Raw genomic sequence first — 20,690 nt, 5'->3', positions numbered from 1 at the left:
GCATTTATCCGTGGGGTCAATCTAAAATCTAAAATCTCAAATCTCAAATCGATTGACCCATCGGGCATCGGGTTCGCCCAATGCCCAGTATTTCATTTCTATTCTTCCTCCTCTTCTTCATTGCTGGGATACACGAAGCTGTTGGAACGCCCAGTCAGAACTGATTTGCCCTGGGACAGAGCTTTCTGAGCTGCCACTACAGCTTTGCGCTTCCAGGTTGCCTTGCGCATATTCTTCTTGGATTTGGAGGTTTTCTTCTTAGGGACTGCCATGACGCTAAATACTTTCGGATTGTATAGACAAACAAACATTCTAGCCGATTTTGCCAGCAATGCTTGCTCGAAAAACGGCAACAACTGTTCGGTCAGCAATATCAAGTAGTAGGGTGCACAGCGCGATTACCCTCTCGAACCACAGAAAAAATCCCCGATTCTGAGGCACCCGCACCAGAAGGAGCCCCCATAGGGTGCACAGCGCGATTACCCTCTCGAACCACAGAAAAAATCCCCGATTCTGAGGCACCCGCACCAGCTAAAGTTCGTGAAAGTGGTACATCACGACGCCAGTTACTGAATCGTTCTCGATACTGACATAACCAGTTTTCAGCATCGCCGTAAAAGCCTCTTCCACTTCGGCAAAAGTAGCGCCGGTTGCCATCACCCCTTGGGTGACAGATAATCTTCCGTTCTTGGTATAAGCTGCCTTCAGGAGTTTAACCCCTAACTGGTCGGGAGTTTGCTTGGGGTATGTCGCGGCGATCGCCCCGCTGACGGGATATAGCGGTATACCTTCGCGAGATACGCCGAGTTTGCCCCTGAGACTGGCATTGTGTTCGTCCACCATGTTGGGGAGCAGGAGCAAGTCAAACAATTGCCCGAACCCACACAAACCAAAGGTAAACAGCCACAGTAAACCAGTACCAATCTTGCCGTTGTAGAGGCGGTGGAGTCCGAATGGGCCGAAAAAACAAGCTGCCCATAAAAGGTAACTAACACCCAAATTGCTCATTTTCTGACCGTCCTGCTTGGTTATTCTAAGGATTGGACTCGCTCTATATATTTTGTACTTTCTATTTAGTCTTTGAACAGTTTGACACCCGGAGAGATTTGCGCATCATCCCCAAGTCAGAGAGAACACAAAAATTGAAATTCTCCCAGTCTCCCCCACTCCCAGTCTCCCCCACTCCCAGTCTCCCGGACTCCCATGAGTAATTCTGCGTAGCAATTCTTAACGCCAGCAATATATTTCCCGGGTCGAGAGCTTGGTAAAGTATAACGAGGCCGATCGCGCGGCCGGCCGTTAACCAAGAGACAGGGGCGATCGCTTGCCCTCGGTAACCGAGAACAGAAACCAGCGAGTAGTTATAAGCAGAACTCAAATAAACCTATGGTAGATTCCCTCAAAAAACCCACTTTTGAAGAACTGCGGCCGGGAGTGAAAGCCCCAGCCAAAGAAACTATTCTCACGCCGAGATTTTACACAACAGACTTTGACGAGATGGCCAAAATGGACATCTCGATAAACGAAGCTGAACTGCAAGCAATTATTAAAGAATTTCGCGTTGACTACAACCGCAACCACTTCGTGCGGGATGCCGAGTTCGAGCAATCTTGGGAACACATCGACGGCGAAAAGCGCCAATTGTTCATTGAATTCCTGGAACGCTCTTGCACCGCTGAGTTTTCTGGCTTCTTGCTCTACAAAGAGTTGGCACGCAAGCTCAAGGACACAAATCCACTGCTGGCAGAAGGTTTCTTGCTGATGTCGCGGGACGAAGCGCGGCACGCCGGATTCCTCAACAAAGCTCTCTCGGACTTTAATTTGTCCCTGGATTTGGGTTTCTTGACAAAGAGCCGCAGTTACACATTCTTTAAACCGAAGTTTATTTTCTACGCGACTTACTTGTCGGAAAAAATCGGTTATTGGCGCTACATCACGATTTACCAGCACTTAAAAGCCCATCCTGAAGACCAGATTTATCCAATTTTCCGATTCTTTGAAAATTGGTGCCAGGATGAAAACCGCCACGGAGATTTCTTTGATGCGGTGATGAGAGCTCAGCCTCAGATGTTGAATGATTGGCGCGCTAAGCTTTGGTGCCGTTTCTTCTTGCTGTCGGTATTCGCGACAATGTATCTCAATGATATCCAGCGCGCCGGTTTTTATCGATCGCTCGGTCTCGATGCTCGCGAGTACGACATCGAAGTCATCAAAAAGACCAACGAAACAGCAGGCCGCGTATTCCCCGTGATGCTGGACGTGAACAATCCAGAATTTTATGAACGGCTGGATGTTTGCCTCAAGAACAATCAGAAGTTGACTGCAATCGCTGCTTCTAATACTCCGAAATTCTTGCAGTTCTTCCAAAAATTGCCTTTGTATCTCTCGAACGGCTGGCAATTAGTGAAGCTGTACTTCATGAAAACAATTGAATCACCTTCAGTACAGGGTGTTGTGCGTTAAGTTTTGATTTTTCATCCTCTGTGACGGCGGTTCTGCGGGAAGCGGAGCCGCTTTTTTTTGGGTATGATGTTAGATTAGTTTTCGTGGGCGATCGGGTTTCAAATTATATTGAGGAAGTTGAGGAAGGAGTTATACTATTGTAGAGCGTCACTTTTTTCCAATTATTCAGCAAGCCCTAATATTCTTAGCGCAGGGTCCTTTTGCGGTTTGCTCGACTTCAACTTCTACGATCGCACCTGGTTTAAGTTGAGCGATACAGTCCGAATCGATGAACCCTTCGCGGAAGTAGATATCGGCAGTGCGATCGTTGGGGGTAATATGACCCCAGTAGCAGCGTTGCTATGTATTGTAGCGGATGTGTTTGACTGTACCCTTTTTGATGGGATTTGGAGAGGAAAGGCGATCGTATAATTCTTGAAGTTTTCGATTTGCGGGATCGATCGCCAGCGCACGCTGACAATAAGCCAATGCTTCATCACGTTTGCCCAGTCTTACCAGTGCATGAGTTAATTGTGGAGTAACTTTACCTAAACCAAAACGATTTGTTAAACTCTCATCAATTTCAAAACCTTGGATGAGTTGGATGACAGCTTGTTCTGTTTCTCGATTTTTCAGTAAAGCTTGACCCATTGCCGTGTAAACTTTCGCTAGGTGGGATTGGTCAGGAAGTTCTTGTCCAAGTTTGATACTTGCTCGAAAATACATGAGGGCTAATTTAAAATTTTCAGCGTCTTGCTGTTGGCTCAAGACCTGACCTAAACTATTGAAGATAATTGCCTGTCCTCGCTTATCTTTGAGTTTCTCGGCTAGATTGTAGCCGGATCGAAGCATTGTCTCCGCTTCCTTCCATTTTCCCTGTTTTCGTAACAATCCTCCCAAGCTATTTAACACCATTGCGAAATTGGGGCAATCGTCCAACTCTCCAAAAATATTTTGACTGCGGCGAAGAACTTCCTCCGCTTCGTTCCAAGATTCTTTTTTAGTTAGCAACAAACACCCTTGATGATGCAACACTTCTCCTAAAGCTCTCTGTGTTGTTTCTTGGAGTTGTCGATCGCCTATTGTTTTACTAAGTTCAAGGCTACGCTCAAAATTATCGATCGCGTCGTTAAGGTTCTCTTGCTGTTGTGAGACTGCACCTAAACGGATCAATGTAATGACCTGCTGTCGTCGATCGTTTAAAGCTTTGTTAATCTCAACCACCCGTTGGAAAGTAGTGGCGGCTTCATCGAGTTTGCCTTGTTGCTGCAAGACTCCGGCTAAACCGTTGAGTCCGATCGCCAACGAACGCTGGTCGTTGAAAGCTTCGCTAATCTCAACTCGACGTTGGAAAGTAGCGGCAGCTTCATCGAGTTTGCCTTGTTGCTGGAAGATTCCGGCTAAACCGTTGAGTCCGATGGCAACCGAACGCTGGTCGTTTAAAGTTTCGCTAATCTCAACCACCCGTTGGAAAGTAGCGGCAGCTTCATCGAGTTTGCCTTGTTGCTGGAAGATTCCGGCTAAACCGTTGAGTCCGATCCCAATCTGTCGTCGATCGTTTAAAGTTTCGCTAATCTCAACGACCTGTTGGAAAGTAGCGGCAGCTTCATCGAGTTTACCTTGTTGCTGGAAGATTCCGGCTAAACCGTTGAGTCCGATCGCAACCGAACGCTGGTCGTTTAAAGCTTCGTTAATCTCAACGACCTGTTGGAAAGTGGCGGCAGCTTGATCGAGTTTGCCTTGTTGCTGGAAGATTCCGGCTAAACCGTTGAGTCCGATCCCAATCTGTCGTCGATCGTTTAAAGTTTCGCTAATCTCAACGACCTGTTGGAAAGTGGCGGCGGCTTCCTCGAGTTTGCCTTGTTGCTGGAAGACTCCGGCTAAACCGTTGAGTGCGATCGCAACTTGTTTTTGGTCGTTTGAAGTTTCGCCAATCTTCACCACCTGTTGAAAAGTGGCGGCAGCTTCTTTGAGATTGCCTTGTTGCAGTAAGACTCCGGCTAAACCGTTGAGTGCGATCGCAACTTGTTTTTGGTCGTTTAAAGTTTCATTAATCTTAACTACCCGTTGGAAAGTAGCGGCAACTTCATCGAGTTTGCCTTGTTGCTGCAAGACTCCGGCTAAACCGTTGAGTCCGATCGCCACCGAACGCTGGTCGTTTAAAGTTTCGCCAATCTCCACCACCTGTTGAAAAGTGGCGGCAGCTTCTTTGAGATTGCCTTGTTGCAGTAAGACTCCGGCTAAACCGTTGAGTCCGATGGCAACCGAACGCTGGCCGTTGAAAGCTTCGTTAATTTCAACTACCCGTTGGAAAGTAGCGGCGGCTTGATCTAGTTTGCCTTGTTGCTGCAAAACTCCGGCTAAACCGTTGAGTCCGATGGCAACCGAACGCTGGTCGTTTAAAGTTTCGCTAATCTCAACCCCTTGCTGGAAAGTGGCAGCGGCTTTTTTGAGTTTGCGTTGTTGCTGGAAGACTCCGGCTAAACCGTTGAGTCCGATGGCAACCGAACGCTGGTCGTTTAAAGCTTCGCTAATCTCAACTCGACGTTGGAAAGTAGCGGCGGCTTCATCGAGTTTGCCTTGTTGCTGGAAGATTCCGGCTAAACCGTTGAGTCCGATCGCCACCTGTCGTCGATCATTGAAAGCTTCGCTAATCTCAACGACCCGTTGGAAAGTAGCGGCGGCTTCATCAAGTTTGCCTTGTTGCTGGAAGATTCCGGCTAAACCGTGGAGTCCGATGGCAACCGAACGTCGATCGTTGAAAGTTTCGCTATTCCCAAGTTGCTCATCAATATTTGCAGCACGCTTGAAAGTATCAACGGCTTCATCAAATCTCCCTTGCCGCTTTAGTATGCCACCTAGAGTTGTGAGCCACTTGGCTTCAGAAAGTTGACGAGGTGCTTCCTCCTCGATTTTGCTGAGAATTTCTGGAATACCTTCTAGCCTTGTTTCTGCACTCGACGACTTACCCTGCAAAGATAGATACTTTGCTTGCTGAATCCGAAATTTGATAACAATATTCCAGTCTTCGTTACGCTCTGCTAGTTGCTCGAATCCCTCCATGAAAGTGACAGCTTGTTCCCAGTAACCGTACTGTTCAAAAAAGGGTTCAAGGCCGATCACAAAAGCATATTTTTCTTTCTCTTCGTTTTTGTTATTAGATGTTGTTTCGTGTTCTTGTAACCACTTAGCCGCCAGAATAATGTTGTTGAATTCTTCTGCAATGAATGAAGCGACAGAGCCTTCAAGTTCGCTCGACTTTACAAACCCAATCAAGAACTCAGCGTGTCGTGCTGTTGCCTCTTCCTCTAATCCTCGCTCAACCAGCAATTCACGAGCAAACAGGCGAATGAGTGGGTGAAAGACAAAACGATTTTCTCCTACTTCACCATAATTGAGCAGCGACAGTCGGCAGAGATAATCGAGAGAGTCCTGTGCGACATACTCATCCTCACAACCAGTCGCCGCCATTGCGGTAAGTCGGGAAAATCCATCCTCCGCACACACGCTCAAACACGAGAAGAAATCGATTTCTTCGGGCTGAAGCTGCTTCAAACTCAAAGAAAAGCAAGCCCGCAGATCCAACTGCTTGTCGCCTCGGAATGTCAGTCGTGCGAGTCGCCGTTCTTCACTCAGCGATTCGGCATAATCGGCAAGACTGCGCCTTTCGTTGAGCTTCAAGGCTGCACCGATAATTTGCAAGGCAAGGGGTAACTTACCCGACATATCGATCAATTGGGACGCTGCTTCTGGTTCAGCAGCCACACGCTCTTGACTCAAGAGCTTTTGTAGGAGATTCAGTGAATCTGGACCTGAAAGTGTGGGCAAATTAATTCTGCCACTATCTGGAATATCCAGCGAGATGGGTAATAGGAGATCGCGCGTCGTGACAATCACCGCGCATCTGTCTCCACCGGGACGCAATGCCTGAATGCTTGACTCTTCAGCATTGTCGAAAATCAACAGCATCCGACGGTAAGCAAACACCTCTTGCATGATGGTGCTGGCATCTCGTTCGTCCTCCGAGTCAATTTCCTCGCCGCACCCACGCGCAAATTCACGAGCAATCGCATCTAGATCTTTGCCATCCACCCGCAAACCAATCACACCATCTGGAAAATCATCTTTATGGATCGTGGCAAAGTGACAGGCGAGGGCAGATTTACCAATCCCTCCAACTCCAGCCAAACTGGCAATGCTGCATATTTTCGTCCCTTGGCGGTTTAACAGCAACTCTTCGAGTTGTTGTAACTCTTCCTCCCGCCCCGTGAAGCTTGAAACATCTAACTGCGGCAACACAAATGGAATTTTCCGAACGATTGAGGTTTTTGGCTGTGTTGACTCAGCAACATTCGCCGAACTTTTGCCACGAACCAGTTCAATTTCGTCATCGGCTCTTCTAATTTGCGGTTGTTGAGGAAGTTTGGCTTCAAGGTAGTATGCCTTTAATTTCTCCTCCACGGAATCAGCCAGTTTCCGATCGGTAATCCATTGATTTTGGGGCGTGCTGTCGGCGTTAAGCCCTTCGATCAGCGCTCCCGACAGCACGCCATGCTTGCCATCCAACCGCTCGTAGGCGACTTCCGAACTGTGAGAAGCGGCAATTAAAAAGCGGTTGCGTTCAGAATCTCGCCTCAGTAAATCACTCTCCTTAAATTCCAGTAACTCGCCACTATGGCAGCTATCCAACCAAATAATTTGCTCTTTAACTGAACTTTGCCCTACGATCTCCCATAAATCTCTGAGCAGTAAACCCTTCCATTTTTTGAGGCGCGGGTTAACATCACTGGTTGACAGCAGAATTTGTTTTAAATCCCCTAAAGGTTTGGGGAGTCCATGTCCGGCAAAAAACAACAGCGCTGTATCTCGATCGTCTTTTGGCAAAAACAGTTTGGTAATTTCATCTTCCAGTTCCTCAGCGTTAACCAATTTATCTGGATTGACCTGTAACTTTCCATCTATCTCGCTACAAGGCAACCGTCGCACCTGGAAATTATTAGCGGCTTCCAAGAGTTGCGCGATCGCCTCTGCATCTGACGCTGGGGTTTTTAGGTGTTGTGCTTCACCTTTAGCCTCTAAAGAAGGATACCGATTGATGCCAACGACCAGTGCATATCGCTTCATGAAAAATTTAAATGTTAAGTGCTGTATCCCATTGCCAATGCACCCAAACGCAACTAAAACAGACCTGATGACAGCGATCGAGGCGAATTTTGGCTTAAACGCCTATTTTACTCTAACATAAACTTTAAATAACCATTTCACGTCCTAGGCTTCATGGCTGAATCTCCTCGCACCACTCTACTGGCGCTCCTACTCGCTCTGAAACAGCTAGAAACACCACTCACTGCCGACGAACGAGCGAAGCTGAAAACCAAGGGTCAACAACTCGCGATCGATCCAGACGACTGGGATTATATTCAAGAAGGCTTGATGGCAATCGTCGAGCAAAACCCCTCCCTCGATCGACTTTTTCAAACGGCTAAAATGCAATTGCAGGCGATCGACGGCAACATCCCGATCGAACTACTACCAACCCGACAGGAAAAAGAAGCAGAATTATTCGTAGACGATAAACGAGAGCCTGTTTCCTTCGGCTATTTTGAAGGCGAACCCGATCGAGAAAGTGACGAAATTCTCACCACTGCTATTAATGTCTTGACTAAAGAAGATTCAGCAAAAACGGCTAAAAAGCTCAGTTTCCTTCAGCGAATGCAGAACTATCTCCAAAAGTCCAATTCCTGAAGGCTAAACATAATGAGTGAGATTATTTATCCGACCCTAGATTTATTTCTGTACGACTTGCGCGACGGCTTGGGAGAAAATGCGGGCGAAATTGCTGATAATAAAGACCGTTTTCTCCAAAAACTACCCGAGCGAATCCGATCGGCGATCGAGCAGCGAGATGCCGCAGTCGAAGCGGAATATGTCGAATTACTAGGAAATCGAGGTAGAGAACAATTTAACAGTAGTTCCCAAAACTATACCTTAAAAGGATACTACTATCCAGTACGTTTAGGAGATAGTTACGGACTTTTACTCGATTGTTCAGTAGAACATTCTTTAGGACATCCCGAGCGCAGTCAAACCGAAGCATTTGTAGTCAGTTGCTTTGCCGATCTTAAAGCAGAACTCGATCGAAGATTAGCTGAGTCAAAGAGTACGATCGGGCAAGTCTGGATGCTATCGGGTCAAATTCCCAACTTTACCCCGGATCGAGCTCAATCTATTGCCCAAGCTTGCTGCCAAATTCCAGAACTCGAACTCGATTGGGATCGGGATTTCCGAAGCAAAAGTCAGTTTGCCGGAGGCATACTATTTGAATTTTGGCGATATCGTTTCAATTCACCGGATCTCTCCTCTAATTCTGAGTCAAATCCTATTTGTAACATCCATCAGCTTCAGGATAACTACTTGGTTTTGATTGCCCTGTATCCCAACTCGGAAACCGCTAGAAAAGCCTCTGAAATTAACTTTGACTGGCTTCGCTTATTTGCCTACCGCAGTAAAATCCTCTGGGCTTACGGCCAAAGCCAATATCTGAGGCAGAAACTCAAATATCGTTTTGTTCTAACTCAGCAATATCTCAAAGATTTCGAGCAAGCTAAGACTCGAAATCTCAACCTAAAACAGCTCCGTAAAACCTTGGTAGACGCTCAAAATACTCTGGCTAACTATTCGATAGACTTGAACTATCTGAATACTCAAAAACGGACGATGGAAGTGAATCTGCTCAACTACGGAAGACGATTGAAGAGGATGGAGCAACGCTTGACAGAATTTCAGACCGTCAGCGATATGGAATTCCTGAAGAAATTTAGCGATAATGTAGAAGCTCGATATCTAGTACAAATTGAGAGGGATTATGAAAGTCTTAGTCTAGGAGTAACCCTACTAGGAGAGTTAATTAACTCGATTCGTGGAGTCACTGAAATTGACCAATCAGAACGCGATCGCAACTTTCAAAATACCGTTGCCATTTTGGGGGTTGGACTGGCGGCTGGGTCAATTGTTGCGTCGATAGCGACACAATTTCCGGGCGCATCTGACCCCAAGGAAGCTGCCAAATATCCTCTAGGTTCCACACTGTCGCAACTAGGGATTCCAGATCCTTGGTTGGTTCCTGCTATCTCAGCAACAGCGAGTATAGGAACAGCAGTTTTAGCAGCACTTATCACCGCACTGGTTATCAAACTGAGCTGGTTTTTTAAGAAGTAGTAGAAGCGATCGCAATTCATATATTTTTAGGGAGAATGCCCCGCCGCGAACCAACATCATTGCGTATGTGCGGAGGTTTTCGATGATTTTGATGGAAACTTCAATGTCAGTGAGGGCTTCAGTGAGGTTGCCCCGATCGCCTTTGACAGTAGCATTATTGTAGAGCGTGAGAGCTTCAAGAGCGCGATCGCCCGTTTCTCGATACAGCTTTAATGCTTATTCCCATTTAGCGATCGCTTTTGTTAAAGATTGGGCTCTCCCCTGCTGGTACAGTTGATCTGCTTCTGTAAAGCCTCTTTCAGCAGCCGCCGCCCGGTTTCCCCCGGAATGCTGCGATACCCCTTGACTAATTTTAATCGCGCTGGGTGCAGCTACCGCCGGGACTCCTAGCAAGATCAGAGCACTTACAGCGATTCCGTAACGCCCCCAAGCCCAAAGCGTGAGATTCATAAATAACTGCTCAAAGAAGACCTTGTTAACCGGTATCATAGTCGATCGCAGCTTGTCAGGTGCGCTTTCCCTTCCGGGGTGCCATTGCGTCGGGCATCCAAGCGCGATCGCACCCGCCGCTGCACGTAGTGCCACATCCTCCAAGGGCGGCCGCATTGGGTTTGCCTCCGCGAAGGTTAAAAGTCATAAGTGTAATTTTTACGCTATTCTCAACTCAGTATTTTTAAATTAGCGATCGCCCCCAAATCTAGGATTTACTATTTTCTGATTTTTTATGAACCCCAACAAAAAACACTCACACAAATCAATTTTTGTTTTTGCCCTGGGAATGCTCGGTGTGTTCCTGTTGTCCTTAACTCTACGCTTTTGGCAACTAGAGAAATTTAACACTTTAGTATTTGACGAGGTTTATTACGCTAAATTTGCCAACGATTATCTCACCAAAACTCCTTTTTTCAACGCTCACCCGCCTCTGAGCCAGTACATAATTGCGATCGGCATTTGGATCGGCACTCACCTTCCCTTTGGAAAAACAGCCGTCAACAGTATGGCAGGTTCCCTGCTTTCCCCTTGGGATTACCGCTGGGTGAATGCTCTCACGGGTTCCTTTATTCCGCTAGTTGTGGGAGGCCTAGCTTATCAGCTAGTTCCGCGCCGCACCTTTGCTTTTATTGCAGCTTTATTTATCGCCTGCGACGGTTTGTTTTTAGTGGAGTCTCGCTACGCGCTGAACAACATTTATCTAGTTTTGTTGGGAATTTTAGGTCAGTTATTTCTTTTAAAATGCGTAGAAGCCCAAGGCAAAAAGCGCTGGCTTTGGCTGGTACTAGCCGGGATTGGTTTCGGCGCCTCTGCGGCTATCAAATGGAACGGATTGTGGTTTCTTCTCGGTACTTATCTAATTTTAATCTGTGCTTGGGCAGTTCGTTTTATCCAGGGTAACAGAGGAAATGAAGAACAAAGCCGCGAGGTAGATTCACCTCTAATTCCTGCCGAAAGTCCCGTACAAAAACTGACTAAACTCAATTTTCTAGAACTCGGCTTAAGTCTAGCTATTATTCCTATTCTAGTTTACAGCATCTCTTGGATTCCTCACCTGCACTTTAATCCCACTCCCAATTTCTGGCAGATGCAAACGGAAATTTTGACTTATCACCAGCGGATTAAAAGCGGCCCAGACGTGCATCCTTACTGTTCCACGTGGTACAGTTGGCCTTTGATGCTGCGTCCCATAGTTTACTTCTACAAAACTGCTAGCAGCAATGCCCAACCCGATCCGGTTTTGCCGCCTTTACCTGAAGGTGCAACTCAGGCAATTTTTGACGTTCACGCCATGGGAAATCCCTTCCTTTGGTGGCTGTCAACCTTAGCTTTACTGCTAGTAATAGGAGTTTTAGTTCACCGGGTTTTGGTGTGGCTGCAAACGCGCAGCGCGGCTTCTGTTGATACGATAGAACAGCAGCGGCCGATTTTGTTTCCGCCGACTGCTGAAATGTGGCTGGCCTTATATTTAATAGTTAATTGGGTCGCTAATTTGCTGCCTTGGATGAAGGTGACTCGCTGCATATTTTTGTACCATTATATGGGCTGTTCTGTGTTTGCAGCCTTAGCACTTGCTTGGTGGGTTGACAGGTGGCTGCACAGCCCTCAAACTCGACTCCGAGGGATGGGGGTAACAATTATTTTTCTGGTTTTGGGTGCTTTTATTTTCTGGATGCCTATCTATTTGGGACTGCCTTTGTCGCAAATGGAATGGAAAATTAGGATGTGGCTGCCCTCTTGGATTTAAGTTAGAAAGAATTCTTTTATTAACGAGCAAGATGCCCGTTCCACAAGAAAATTAAGTTTTGCCGAACAGGCATCTTGCCTGTTCCTAACCAAGGTGCAAGATGTAAGTTATAACATTTATTACCAAGGTGAGTTTGCCAAAGCGAGCATTATTTTTGATAGAGTGCTCGATAAACTGGTTCGCCCCGTTTCAGAGTAGCAATTTCTCTTTCAGTAGCCACAGGTAGGGGATTTTCTGCTAGCCAGTTGTCGCCGTTTTGACGTTTAAAACTAGGGTGAGATGAAAAGCGATCGCACATTTCTCTTTCTACTTCTTCAATATCTGACTGAATAAAAACTTCGCCGCCAATTCCCAGATAAATTGCCAATTCATTAACTAATTCCTGCTGCACCACCCGCCGTTTGTGGTGCTTTTTCTTGAACCACGGATCGGGAAATTGAATGCTAACTCGCTGCAAAGTGCCAGCGGGAAAAGTTTCTAAAATCGGCTTCAGGGAACTATTAGCATTGCAAAACAAATAGTGCAAATTTGTCAAGCCTTTTTCGTCCCGCCACAGATTTGCCTCCTCTACCAGAGGTTCCCGAATTTCTAATCCGAGAAAATTCCAGTCAGTTTGTACTTGCGCCATGTGCCACAAAAACCGCCCTCTGCCGCAGCCGATATCTAAATGCAGCGGTAAATTTAAGTGGGCATAGATTTTAGTCCAATCCGGGGGACTTGCAGATGCTTGATATCTAATTGATAGGGGATTGACGTGTTCCCGCACTCTTACTCTTGCCAATTTTGCTGTCTCCTGAATGTATTTTTGAACCGCTGATGAAGGCAGATTAACGTGGATTAACGCAGATAAATATTAATTTTTGCGATGTTGTTTAATACTTTTTAGTTAATGAGCCATTAAAATTTGTCCCTCGGCAATTTTTAATGGCTCATTATTGCATTAGGCTTCTGGTTCAATGCCTGCTGCTCTTAATTGGGCGGCTAGTCGATCGGCCCGCTGCCGTTCCCTTTCTACCATTTCTGCTCCCCACAATAACATCTCTCCGCTTTCATCCCACCACCGCAACCAATATCCGGTTCTTTCGGCTTTTGTTCCCTCCCAAACACCTAGAAATAACCCAACTCCCGGAATCCAATAACGATTGTTTGCATCGGGTTGCTGTTTTTTATACTGTGCTGGTGGATTTAAGTGATATACTTTTAAATATCCGATCGCAGGTTCAAAAATTACATAGATTGGAGCTTGCAATATTTGTTCGTAAAAATGCCATTTTCCGGGGAGATAAGTTGGTTTTGCAGAATATTCATCCTGATAACTAGGAGGATTCTCTGGCAAAAACTCCATGACAATTGCCGGAATGTCTCCTTCTAGGTTGGGGGTATAACTGCGACGAATTTCTCGATCGGGAAGGGGCTGTACGTTGGTGGCATAAAACAGATCGGGAGTTTTTATAACTAGCTTATCGTTGAAAGTTACACAAATCGCCAGGTGAGGCGCAATTAATGTTCCCTCCAAAATTAGCCCCGCAATTTCTAAGCTTTCCCGTAAGGCGGCGGCCAGCAAAGGCTGGTCGATATCTTGCAGGGGTTGCTCGTCTAAAATGAAATTTTTGGGCAATTTTTCCCAGGATATTTTGAATTTCATTGGATTGAATGTCATGGTATTTTACCTCTTAGTAAGAATGCGGTGGAACTGCTGGCAATGATTTTTTATCGAATAGCATCGCCTATTTTTTAAGCTTCTGGTTCAATGCCTAATGCTCTTAATTGTGCGGCCAATATGGACGATCGTTCTCGTTCTTGTTCGGCCCGTTCTCGTTCTTGTTCGGCTTGCTGTTGAGCGGTTACTCTTTCTTGCCTTTCTCTTTCTACCATTTCTGCACCCCACAATAATATCTCGCCGCTTTCATCCCACCACTGCAACCAATATCCGGTTCTTTCGGCTTTTGTGCCATACCAAACACCCAGAAATAATCCAACTCCAGGAATCCAATAACGGCCGTTTGGATCGGGCTGCTGTGGTTGATAATTTTCTGATGAATTCAACTGGTTAATTTCTAGCCTTCCTGTGGCAGGTTGAAATATTGCATAAGTTGGCACTCGCAATATTTGCTCGTAAAAATACCATTTTCCGGGGGGATCATCTTCTATTTGAGAATATTCATCGTTGGGGCTAGCTGACAAAAATTTCATGACGATCGCCGGAATTTCCCCTTCTAAGTTGGGAGTGTAACTGCGGCGAATTTCTTGACTAGAAAGCGGCTGGACGTTGCGGGCATAAAACCAATCTGGAGCTTTGATAACTAGCTTGCTGTCTACTGTCGGACAAATCCCCATATTTGAGGCAATTAATATTCCTGTGACAATTAGCCCTGCGATTTCTAAGATTTCCCGCAAGGCGGCAGCGAGCAAGGGGGGGTCGATATTTTCGACAGGTTCCTCGTCTAAAATGAAGTCGTCTGGCAATTTTTCCCAGGTAATTTTTAAGTCGGCTGTACTGGCTGTCATCGTATTTTACCTCTTACGGAGACTGCTGGAGCGCGGTTTGCAATACTTCGCGGTGAAAGAGCGATCGCTCTACGATAAATTTTATCCTGTCTGGCGATAAGGCGTCGCCGTTAGCATAGTGTTCGATCCAGGTTTTGCTGATTAAATAAGGATCGTCTGGCAATTCTGATAATAAGTATCCCGGCATTTCTAGCTCTTCCATTAACTGGCTGACTTTCGGATCGTAGCTGAGGGCAAAACAGCGGCATTCTTCGGATGCGGCCATAATTAAACTGTGGTAGCGCATCCCGATCGCCATTTCGACTCCCCGGAATACTCCTTTCAATTTTCTCGGGTCGTCTAAACTGAGGATGCGACTCCTTTTGGGCAGGGCTTCGTGCAAATGTTTCGCAATTTCTAAGTCGTGAGACGCTTGAAAAGGCAGCAGCAAAATTAAGGTGCGAGTTGCTTTTTGAAAGTCAACTAAAGCTTTAGTTAAGTTTGATAAACGGGCGGGAGTTAGTGTAGAATGAGAACGCAAACAAACAGCAACTCTGGGCGCCGGTAAATCCCACAAGCCCGACACGGGAGAATTCTCCAAAGCCCAGACGGGATCGGGCGCTAAAGTAAAGGGAATTTGCCAATCTGCAAGTAAAGTAGCTGAACCTTTATCCCGCACGCTGACAGCGGTGCATCCAGCAAAACAGCGCTGAGATAACTTGCGAGTGATTTCGCGCTTCAAAGGCCCAATTCCCTGAGCCCAGGCAACAGTTTTTAAGCCCATCCGCTGCGCTATTCCCATCAAACCCCCATAATAGAAAGGGCTCGCTATGCTAGTAGCGTCTTGGATTAAACTGCCGCCGCCCCAGATTAGGGCGTCGGATGTGCGGAGTGCTTCGATAACTTGAAAGGCATTCATGCGATCGCGCGCAGCTACCCCGTACCGCTGATTTGTCTCGACAGGATTGCCAGACAGGACGATCGGCGTCACGCCATCTGGTAACATTTGCAGTAGCGATGCCAACAGCGCCTCGTCGCCGCCGTTGCCTTTACCGTAATAGCCGCACAAAATTGCTCGCATTTCTACTCTTTTCTTTGTTTGTGAGGGGGAATCTAACTATTTTAGATTTTAGATTTTAGATTTTTTTGAGATTTTAGGTTTTAAATTTGATACTACTAGCCCAAAAAATGCGACTGTCAGCAAGCTTCCAAGCTTTACGTCATCAGTCATCTCAAATCGCCAATCTAAAATTGTATGACCAGCCCAAAAACAGGTACACGCCCCGACTTAAGTCGTGGATGCTCCTAAAATTTTAGACCAAAGCTCAAGCTCCAAGATTCATCTGTGGAGTAAATCTAAAATCTAAAATCTAAAATCTAAAATCGACTGACTCATCATACTTTATATGACAGTTGCGTAAGTCCCGATCGATAAATCTTTCATCTTCGTTCAGAATACAAAAAATGCACGCTTTGTCAATTCCCACCTGGATTATTCACGTCTCTAGCGTCGTCGAGTGGATTGCCGCCATCTGGTTAATTTGGACTTACGGCGAAGTCACTCAAAACCGAGCTTGGTGGGCCCTTTCCGCCGGAATGCTGCCCGCTCTCGTCAGCGCTATGTGTGCCTGTACATGGCACTATTTTGACAACTCCCCAGCCCTAGAATGGATCGTTACCCTGCAAGCGGCGATGACTCTCATCGGCAATTTTACTCTGTGGGCGGCGGCTTGGTGGATTTGGCGATCGGCTCAGCCAGCCGAGAAAATTTAAAGATTAAAAAAGCGAGAAACTAATTGAAAAATAGCACTATTTGCGTAAAATTTGCGGCAAGTTTGCTTTTGTTGACAGCCGGATTTTTGCTTCCCAGCAAAGCCAGCAACATTCCGGCACAAGTCGCCCAACAGCCTAACTGCAAAAATCCTCAAACAACGCTAGACATGAATGTCTGTTCCACTCAAGAGTTCCAAGCTGCAGACAGAAAGCTCAATCAAGTATACCAGCAACTGCAAGCAAAAATCAGCAGTAGACAAAAGCAAAGATTGACTGCGGCACAGCGTACTTGGCTCAAATTTCGAGATGAAAATTGTGAGTATGCAAAAGGGCAGTTTGAAGGCGGTACTTTGGCTGCTTCTACCTACGGTTATTGCCGGGCCAGAGTGACGCAAGAACGAATTAAAGATTTGGAAGGTTATTTGAAACAAGCAAATTTGTAAAAGCTCGATCGATATTTAGGGAAGCGCGCACTGTGTACCCTACGATATGGAACTATTGTTTTTTTGCACTTACCTAGCTAGCGAGAGAATTAGTAGCAATTAAACCTGCCTCAATTAACAATGGCTCGAGACTGTCAACAAATCCATCAAGACATTGTAAAATTGGGCGATCGCCCGCAGGTAAGGAAACAGAATTAGTTAGATTGTGAATCTGGCTATCCAAATCTTCCGGCAATTTTGAACACAAAGCTGTTGCCCTTTCTACGAGACGTTTTTCGCCCGAATGAGGGAGAGAATTAACAGCAAAAACAATATCGAAATAACTGCTTAAAAAAGCTGCTGTTCGATGGATAATACTGACTGAATTGCGGCGGAAAACAGCGGATTATAACTGGTGGCGAAATGCCGAAATATTGCGACGCAAAATTGGATAATTTTTGGCAGTTATGGCTGGACGGAGTTGTTCTGGATAAGGTCGATCGGCATTTGCTTGCAATTACTGAAACCAACTAAGTAGGTAGGCGGGATGAAACCGAATAATATAACAGTAGGTAAACAGGTTTAAGTCAGCCAGTTAAGAGCATTCGGATACTTTACCACCGTTTACATAGTGGCATTTTTTCGCGCCGACTGACTTAAACAGGTTTAAGTCAGCCAGTTGAGAGCATTTGGATATTTTACCATCGTTTACATAGTGGCGTTTTTTCGGGCCGATTTACTTATGCAAGGCCGAAAAAACTGTCATAAAATTAGCTTTACTAACCGCAATCACCGCTAAATATTTATTGCTAGCGACGTTTTTTATTGGTCATGGCATTAAGCCTATATCCATGTAAAAAAGTGCAAAATAAACCCGTAACGCCTTATCTGACAAGGGTTTAAAACGCTAACTCGCCCATGGTAACAGCTTCGCTACCCTGCCTAAAAATTGCGGTTAGTTACAAAACTTACATGATGTCCTATTTGTCCTTATCCCGGCTTTACCCCAATGTTAGGCTCTTCAACACTTGGTCATCTCCTGTTGCTTGAATAGCATTTCAAATGGTCAAGTGTTTCAGTACCCTTGTAGGGATTCAGACACTCTTATACTCCCGTATTAGAACGAACCGCAATCCAAAAAATGGCTCCCGAAACTTTCGCACGTTGATAAATATCTCGTACAGATGCACCTTTGAAAATACGTCGCGCACTTGCTTTTAGATGATTTCCTAGTCTATAAATAAAATAGGCAGCTTCACCAACAAGCACTATATTTTCAGTAAGTTTATTTCCCATCGTAAATAAGCTTCTATAACCACTATAACCCCGCTCTGGCCAAACATATTTAATTTCCAACCCGGCTTGGGTCAAAAGTTCAATTACTCCCAAAACTGACATATGAAAAAAACTATTATCATGCCACGGCTCTAAAAAAGAAACATTGCCTAAGTAATATCCACCCGGCTTTAAAACTCTCGCAACTTCTTGAGCAACTAAAAAAGGACAGGCTAAATGCTCTGTAACAGCCGCAGAATATACCACATCAAACTGTCTATCTTGAAACGGTAAGAAATGAGCATCACATAAGAGATCGCACCCTCCAAATTGCTGTAATGACTCACCTACACGTACTTTTGAAACATCAACGCCTATGTAGCTATGACCTTTTCCTTCAAACCATTGCCTTGACTGACCGCCACCGCAACCTATTTCCAAAATATTTTGGTTTGGGGGAAGCTGGTTGATAACATATATATGGGCCGGATCGAGATGGTAGGGAATATTGCTAGTTACATCAGCTCTAGGTGGATCGTTGATATAAGTTTGTAGTATGTTTTCATCAATTACAGAGCGATCTGAATTAAATTCAAATTGGACGGTGCGACGACGAGAAGTAGGGAATAGTTTAGGCGTATCACCATCCATTTCAAATTTTAACCCACAATTTTCACATTGGCTGATGGAATGTAAATTATAGTTACAATTAGGACAAGCTAAGAACTCAAGATACTGGTTTAGATTCATACTATATATGCTTTCTTGAAAAAGAATAGTAAAACTATATCATATTAGATAGTAGCTTCTATGAAAAAATTTAGCAATTCTTTATACTTTTCCGGCTCCGGCTATTACCCTATGCACTTAGGGACTGACCTATCAACTTCGAGGCTGCCTCCGCCAGATTCAACCAGCCCTGAAAACAAAACTTTATATCATCTCCGGTTGATTAACCATGCTATAGCCAATTGCAAGTTTATAGATGACAGTAACAGCATTTAGTAAACCAGTCTTTTACTTACATTTGGAGGATTGATTGAATCGAGGGCGACGGCAATTAATGTATCAATCATTTTTGTTGTAGTTAGAAAATAGTTAACCATGAAAAAATTTAAGTTACGACCACCATAATTCAAGGGTATTAAAATGGGGAGAATACGGTTATAAGTTAATAATACTTGCGCCAAATACTTGAATCATTGGTGCAATAGAAGCTATTTTATGTGCTGGTTAATTATCGATTACTACTACCGCTTCCACGAGGGAGTTTCGACACTCAATTTTTTTCGATTAACACTTCAAATGCCTTGCCATATCGAGTAACGGAGAATACTTAATGCTACCATTTTTTTAAAACTAATAGCTATAATTGCTGTGAGTTTTTTGCAGCTAAAATGTTGTTAAATTAGAGACTCGAGTGCCGTAAGGCTCGCTTTGCATAACTTCTAGTTAAACTAAACCGAGTAAAACCCCATTTAATCCATAAGAATTAGGTTTGATGGAGCTATATTTTTCATTTTTTCCCAGTATTCTCCTCTTAATTTTTGCACTCGGTCTGTCGCCGCTTGACTACAGAGTAGCGTCTTTTTTTTTTAGTCCCACCCTTTTTAATTCTCGGCACATGGTACTAGGACTTATCCATTGTCCGTAAATATTTCCCCATTACTCACAATATTCTGACAAAGTGCTATTTGGATATTTTTGTACTAGCTCATGGAGTTGACTTGAATATTCATTCAACTCACTTTTATGGCTGATACTGTTGATGTTGTGGTTGGATATTTCCTGTAAGTTGGTAGCGTTTTAATAGTCGTTCAACAATCATACTTACTCACATCAAATCGGGTAGCTAGTTTTCGTGCTTGATGTGTTACCCGGATTGTAAGCTTTGACCACTTTTTCTCGAAGTTTGAGGGGTAATGGTTTCATTACTGCTATTAATTTACTATTTTTAAGTGTACTCTATTTACCTGCAATCTGCTGTATAATTAAGAGACGTAAGTAAGTCGGCGCGAAAAAACGCCACTATGTAAACGATGGTAAAGTATCCAAATGCTCTCAACTGGCTGACTTAAACCTGTTTACATACTGTTACATTATTCGGTTTAATCCCGCCTACCTACTTATCTTTGTCATAAAATGATATTGAGGTGAGAACGTTCCACCAAAAACAGGTTGAATAACCTACTGATGCTTGATGTTTGACCAGGACGCGATCGAGTTCTTCTTCGATCCATTCGAGCCTGTGGTACATAATATCTATACCGCAGCCAGTGTTAATATCTATCCACTCGTCCCCGGGTTTCCAAAATTGATTGTTGATTTCGATGGGGTCGGAAAATTGTCTCGCTATCGCCTCCCGTAGGTCAACAGGAATTTCCTCTTCAACATACACGTAAAAATCAAAATCCGACGACTCATCCGCAACTCGAGTTGTTCTAGAACCTGCTAAAGCGACGCTACAACTTGAGGCAAACGGTCAAAATGCTCGCCAAGAGTTTGAGCTAGGGGGGGAATTTCTTCCATAGCTAGTTGATAATTGTGCAGCATTTAATTACCTTATTTATTTATGAAAATATAATAAAGCCTAACTCTAGCCATGGACATTTTAACTCAATTCATAATTGATAATTTTTAACAAATCTGAGGGTGGCGTATTGATCCGCTGCTACATCACACCCCCGAATTTAAACCAGCTCAAAAGTGATCTAAAGCTTGGTTTTTTATTTGACGTTTTGACACGCCAATGGTGTAGAATCTCAAATCTCAAATCTCAAATCTCAAATCTCAAATCTCAAATCCCTATGTCCTTTCTGAGGGTGGCGAACTGA

Annotated in this window: 19 protein-coding genes; 6 read left to right on the top strand and 13 right to left on the bottom strand. The window is 44.8% G+C overall.

Annotated elements, in window-relative coordinates; all coding sequences use genetic code 11:
* Window positions 1-98: 98 nt before the first annotated feature.
* The 3 genes from rpmF to QUB56_RS14130 all read right to left on the bottom strand — a co-directional run bounded on the left by rpmF (window position 99) and on the right by QUB56_RS14130 (window position 1,378).
* Complete coding sequence (gene rpmF / locus QUB56_RS14140) at window positions 99-272, bottom strand: 50S ribosomal protein L32 (RefSeq protein WP_332955950.1); 174 nt, start codon at window positions 270-272, stop codon at window positions 99-101.
* A 259-nt stretch (window positions 273-531) separates the two neighbouring features.
* On the bottom strand, window positions 532-1,008 hold the full coding sequence (locus QUB56_RS14135; RefSeq protein WP_332955906.1) for a TM2 domain-containing protein: 477 nt from the start codon (window positions 1,006-1,008) through the stop codon (window positions 532-534).
* Window positions 1,009-1,069: 61 nt separating this feature from the next.
* Window positions 1,070-1,378 carry a hypothetical protein gene (locus tag QUB56_RS14130; protein WP_332955905.1) on the bottom strand — a complete coding sequence of 103 codons (309 nt, stop codon included), beginning with the start codon at window positions 1,376-1,378 and terminating at the stop codon, window positions 1,070-1,072.
* A gap of 8 nt (window positions 1,379-1,386) precedes the next feature.
* Between QUB56_RS14130 and acsF the strand changes: the two genes are divergently transcribed.
* Window positions 1,387-2,463 (top strand): magnesium-protoporphyrin IX monomethyl ester (oxidative) cyclase, encoded by a 1,077-nt coding sequence (gene acsF, locus QUB56_RS14125; protein ID WP_332955904.1) that lies wholly within the window; start codon window positions 1,387-1,389, stop codon window positions 2,461-2,463.
* A gap of 165 nt (window positions 2,464-2,628) precedes the next feature.
* On the opposite strand, the gene QUB56_RS37200 is transcribed toward acsF, so the two are convergent.
* Window positions 2,629-2,781, bottom strand: a complete 153-nt coding sequence (locus QUB56_RS37200) for a hypothetical protein (RefSeq protein ID WP_445243343.1) — start codon at window positions 2,779-2,781, stop codon at window positions 2,629-2,631.
* A gap of 21 nt (window positions 2,782-2,802) precedes the next feature.
* Window positions 2,803-7,566 carry a tetratricopeptide repeat protein gene (locus tag QUB56_RS14120; RefSeq protein ID WP_332955903.1) on the bottom strand — a complete coding sequence of 1,588 codons (4,764 nt, stop codon included), beginning with the start codon at window positions 7,564-7,566 and terminating at the stop codon, window positions 2,803-2,805.
* 153 nt (window positions 7,567-7,719) lie between these two features.
* Between QUB56_RS14120 and QUB56_RS14115 the strand changes: the two genes are divergently transcribed.
* The gene (locus tag QUB56_RS14115; RefSeq protein ID WP_332955902.1) at window positions 7,720-8,187 is read left to right on the top strand and encodes a hypothetical protein; all 468 of its coding nucleotides are present in this window, start codon (window positions 7,720-7,722) and stop codon (window positions 8,185-8,187) included.
* Window positions 8,188-8,199: 12 nt separating this feature from the next.
* Window positions 8,200-9,660 (top strand): hypothetical protein, encoded by a 1,461-nt coding sequence (locus tag QUB56_RS14110; RefSeq protein WP_332955901.1) that lies wholly within the window; start codon window positions 8,200-8,202, stop codon window positions 9,658-9,660.
* Window positions 9,661-9,876: 216 nt separating this feature from the next.
* Here QUB56_RS14110 and QUB56_RS14105 read toward each other — a convergent pair whose 3' ends face one another.
* A complete protein-coding gene (locus QUB56_RS14105) occupies window positions 9,877-10,266 on the bottom strand; it encodes a hypothetical protein (protein WP_332955900.1) in 390 nt (129 codons plus the stop codon).
* A 118-nt stretch (window positions 10,267-10,384) separates the two neighbouring features.
* Here QUB56_RS14105 and QUB56_RS14100 point away from each other — a divergent pair, with 118 nt between their 5' ends.
* Window positions 10,385-11,899 (top strand): phospholipid carrier-dependent glycosyltransferase, encoded by a 1,515-nt coding sequence (locus QUB56_RS14100; protein WP_332955899.1) that lies wholly within the window; start codon window positions 10,385-10,387, stop codon window positions 11,897-11,899.
* A 148-nt stretch (window positions 11,900-12,047) separates the two neighbouring features.
* Here the strand turns inward: QUB56_RS14100 and trmB are convergent, their stop codons facing one another.
* From trmB to csaB, 4 genes are all read right to left on the bottom strand, one after another.
* On the bottom strand, window positions 12,048-12,680 hold the full coding sequence (gene trmB / locus QUB56_RS14095) for a tRNA (guanosine(46)-N7)-methyltransferase TrmB (protein ID WP_332955898.1): 633 nt from the start codon (window positions 12,678-12,680) through the stop codon (window positions 12,048-12,050).
* A gap of 159 nt (window positions 12,681-12,839) precedes the next feature.
* The gene (locus tag QUB56_RS14090) at window positions 12,840-13,559 is read right to left on the bottom strand and encodes a Uma2 family endonuclease (RefSeq protein WP_332955896.1); all 720 of its coding nucleotides are present in this window, start codon (window positions 13,557-13,559) and stop codon (window positions 12,840-12,842) included.
* 74 nt (window positions 13,560-13,633) lie between these two features.
* On the bottom strand, window positions 13,634-14,407 hold the full coding sequence (locus tag QUB56_RS14085; protein ID WP_332955895.1) for a Uma2 family endonuclease: 774 nt from the start codon (window positions 14,405-14,407) through the stop codon (window positions 13,634-13,636).
* Window positions 14,408-14,420: 13 nt separating this feature from the next.
* Window positions 14,421-15,467: a polysaccharide pyruvyl transferase CsaB gene (gene csaB, locus QUB56_RS14080; protein WP_332955893.1), complete on the bottom strand. Its 1,047-nt coding sequence runs from the start codon at window positions 15,465-15,467 to the stop codon at window positions 14,421-14,423.
* A gap of 383 nt (window positions 15,468-15,850) precedes the next feature.
* Here csaB and QUB56_RS14075 point away from each other — a divergent pair, with 383 nt between their 5' ends.
* Together QUB56_RS14075 and QUB56_RS14070 are read left to right on the top strand one after the other, a co-directional pair.
* Window positions 15,851-16,159, top strand: a complete 309-nt coding sequence (locus QUB56_RS14075; RefSeq protein ID WP_332955892.1) for a DUF2499 domain-containing protein — start codon at window positions 15,851-15,853, stop codon at window positions 16,157-16,159.
* 23 nt (window positions 16,160-16,182) lie between these two features.
* Entirely contained in the window at window positions 16,183-16,602 is a 420-nt protein-coding gene (locus tag QUB56_RS14070; RefSeq protein WP_332955891.1) for a lysozyme inhibitor LprI family protein, read from the top strand.
* 73 nt (window positions 16,603-16,675) lie between these two features.
* Here QUB56_RS14070 and QUB56_RS14065 read toward each other — a convergent pair whose 3' ends face one another.
* The 3 genes from QUB56_RS14065 to QUB56_RS14055 form a co-directional block, all read right to left on the bottom strand.
* Window positions 16,676-16,849 carry a hypothetical protein gene (locus tag QUB56_RS14065; protein ID WP_332955890.1) on the bottom strand — a complete coding sequence of 58 codons (174 nt, stop codon included), beginning with the start codon at window positions 16,847-16,849 and terminating at the stop codon, window positions 16,676-16,678.
* A gap of 836 nt (window positions 16,850-17,685) precedes the next feature.
* On the bottom strand, window positions 17,686-18,606 hold the full coding sequence (locus QUB56_RS14060; RefSeq protein ID WP_332955889.1) for a class I SAM-dependent methyltransferase: 921 nt from the start codon (window positions 18,604-18,606) through the stop codon (window positions 17,686-17,688).
* A 1,372-nt stretch (window positions 18,607-19,978) separates the two neighbouring features.
* Complete coding sequence (locus tag QUB56_RS14055; RefSeq protein WP_332955888.1) at window positions 19,979-20,254, bottom strand: hypothetical protein; 276 nt, start codon at window positions 20,252-20,254, stop codon at window positions 19,979-19,981.
* Window positions 20,255-20,690 lie beyond the last annotated feature (436 nt).

The organism is Microcoleus sp. AR_TQ3_B6 (assembly GCF_036702785.1).
GTDB lineage: Bacteria > Cyanobacteriota > Cyanobacteriia > Cyanobacteriales > Microcoleaceae > Microcoleus.
This window is presented reverse-complemented; position numbering and strand designations above follow the sequence as displayed.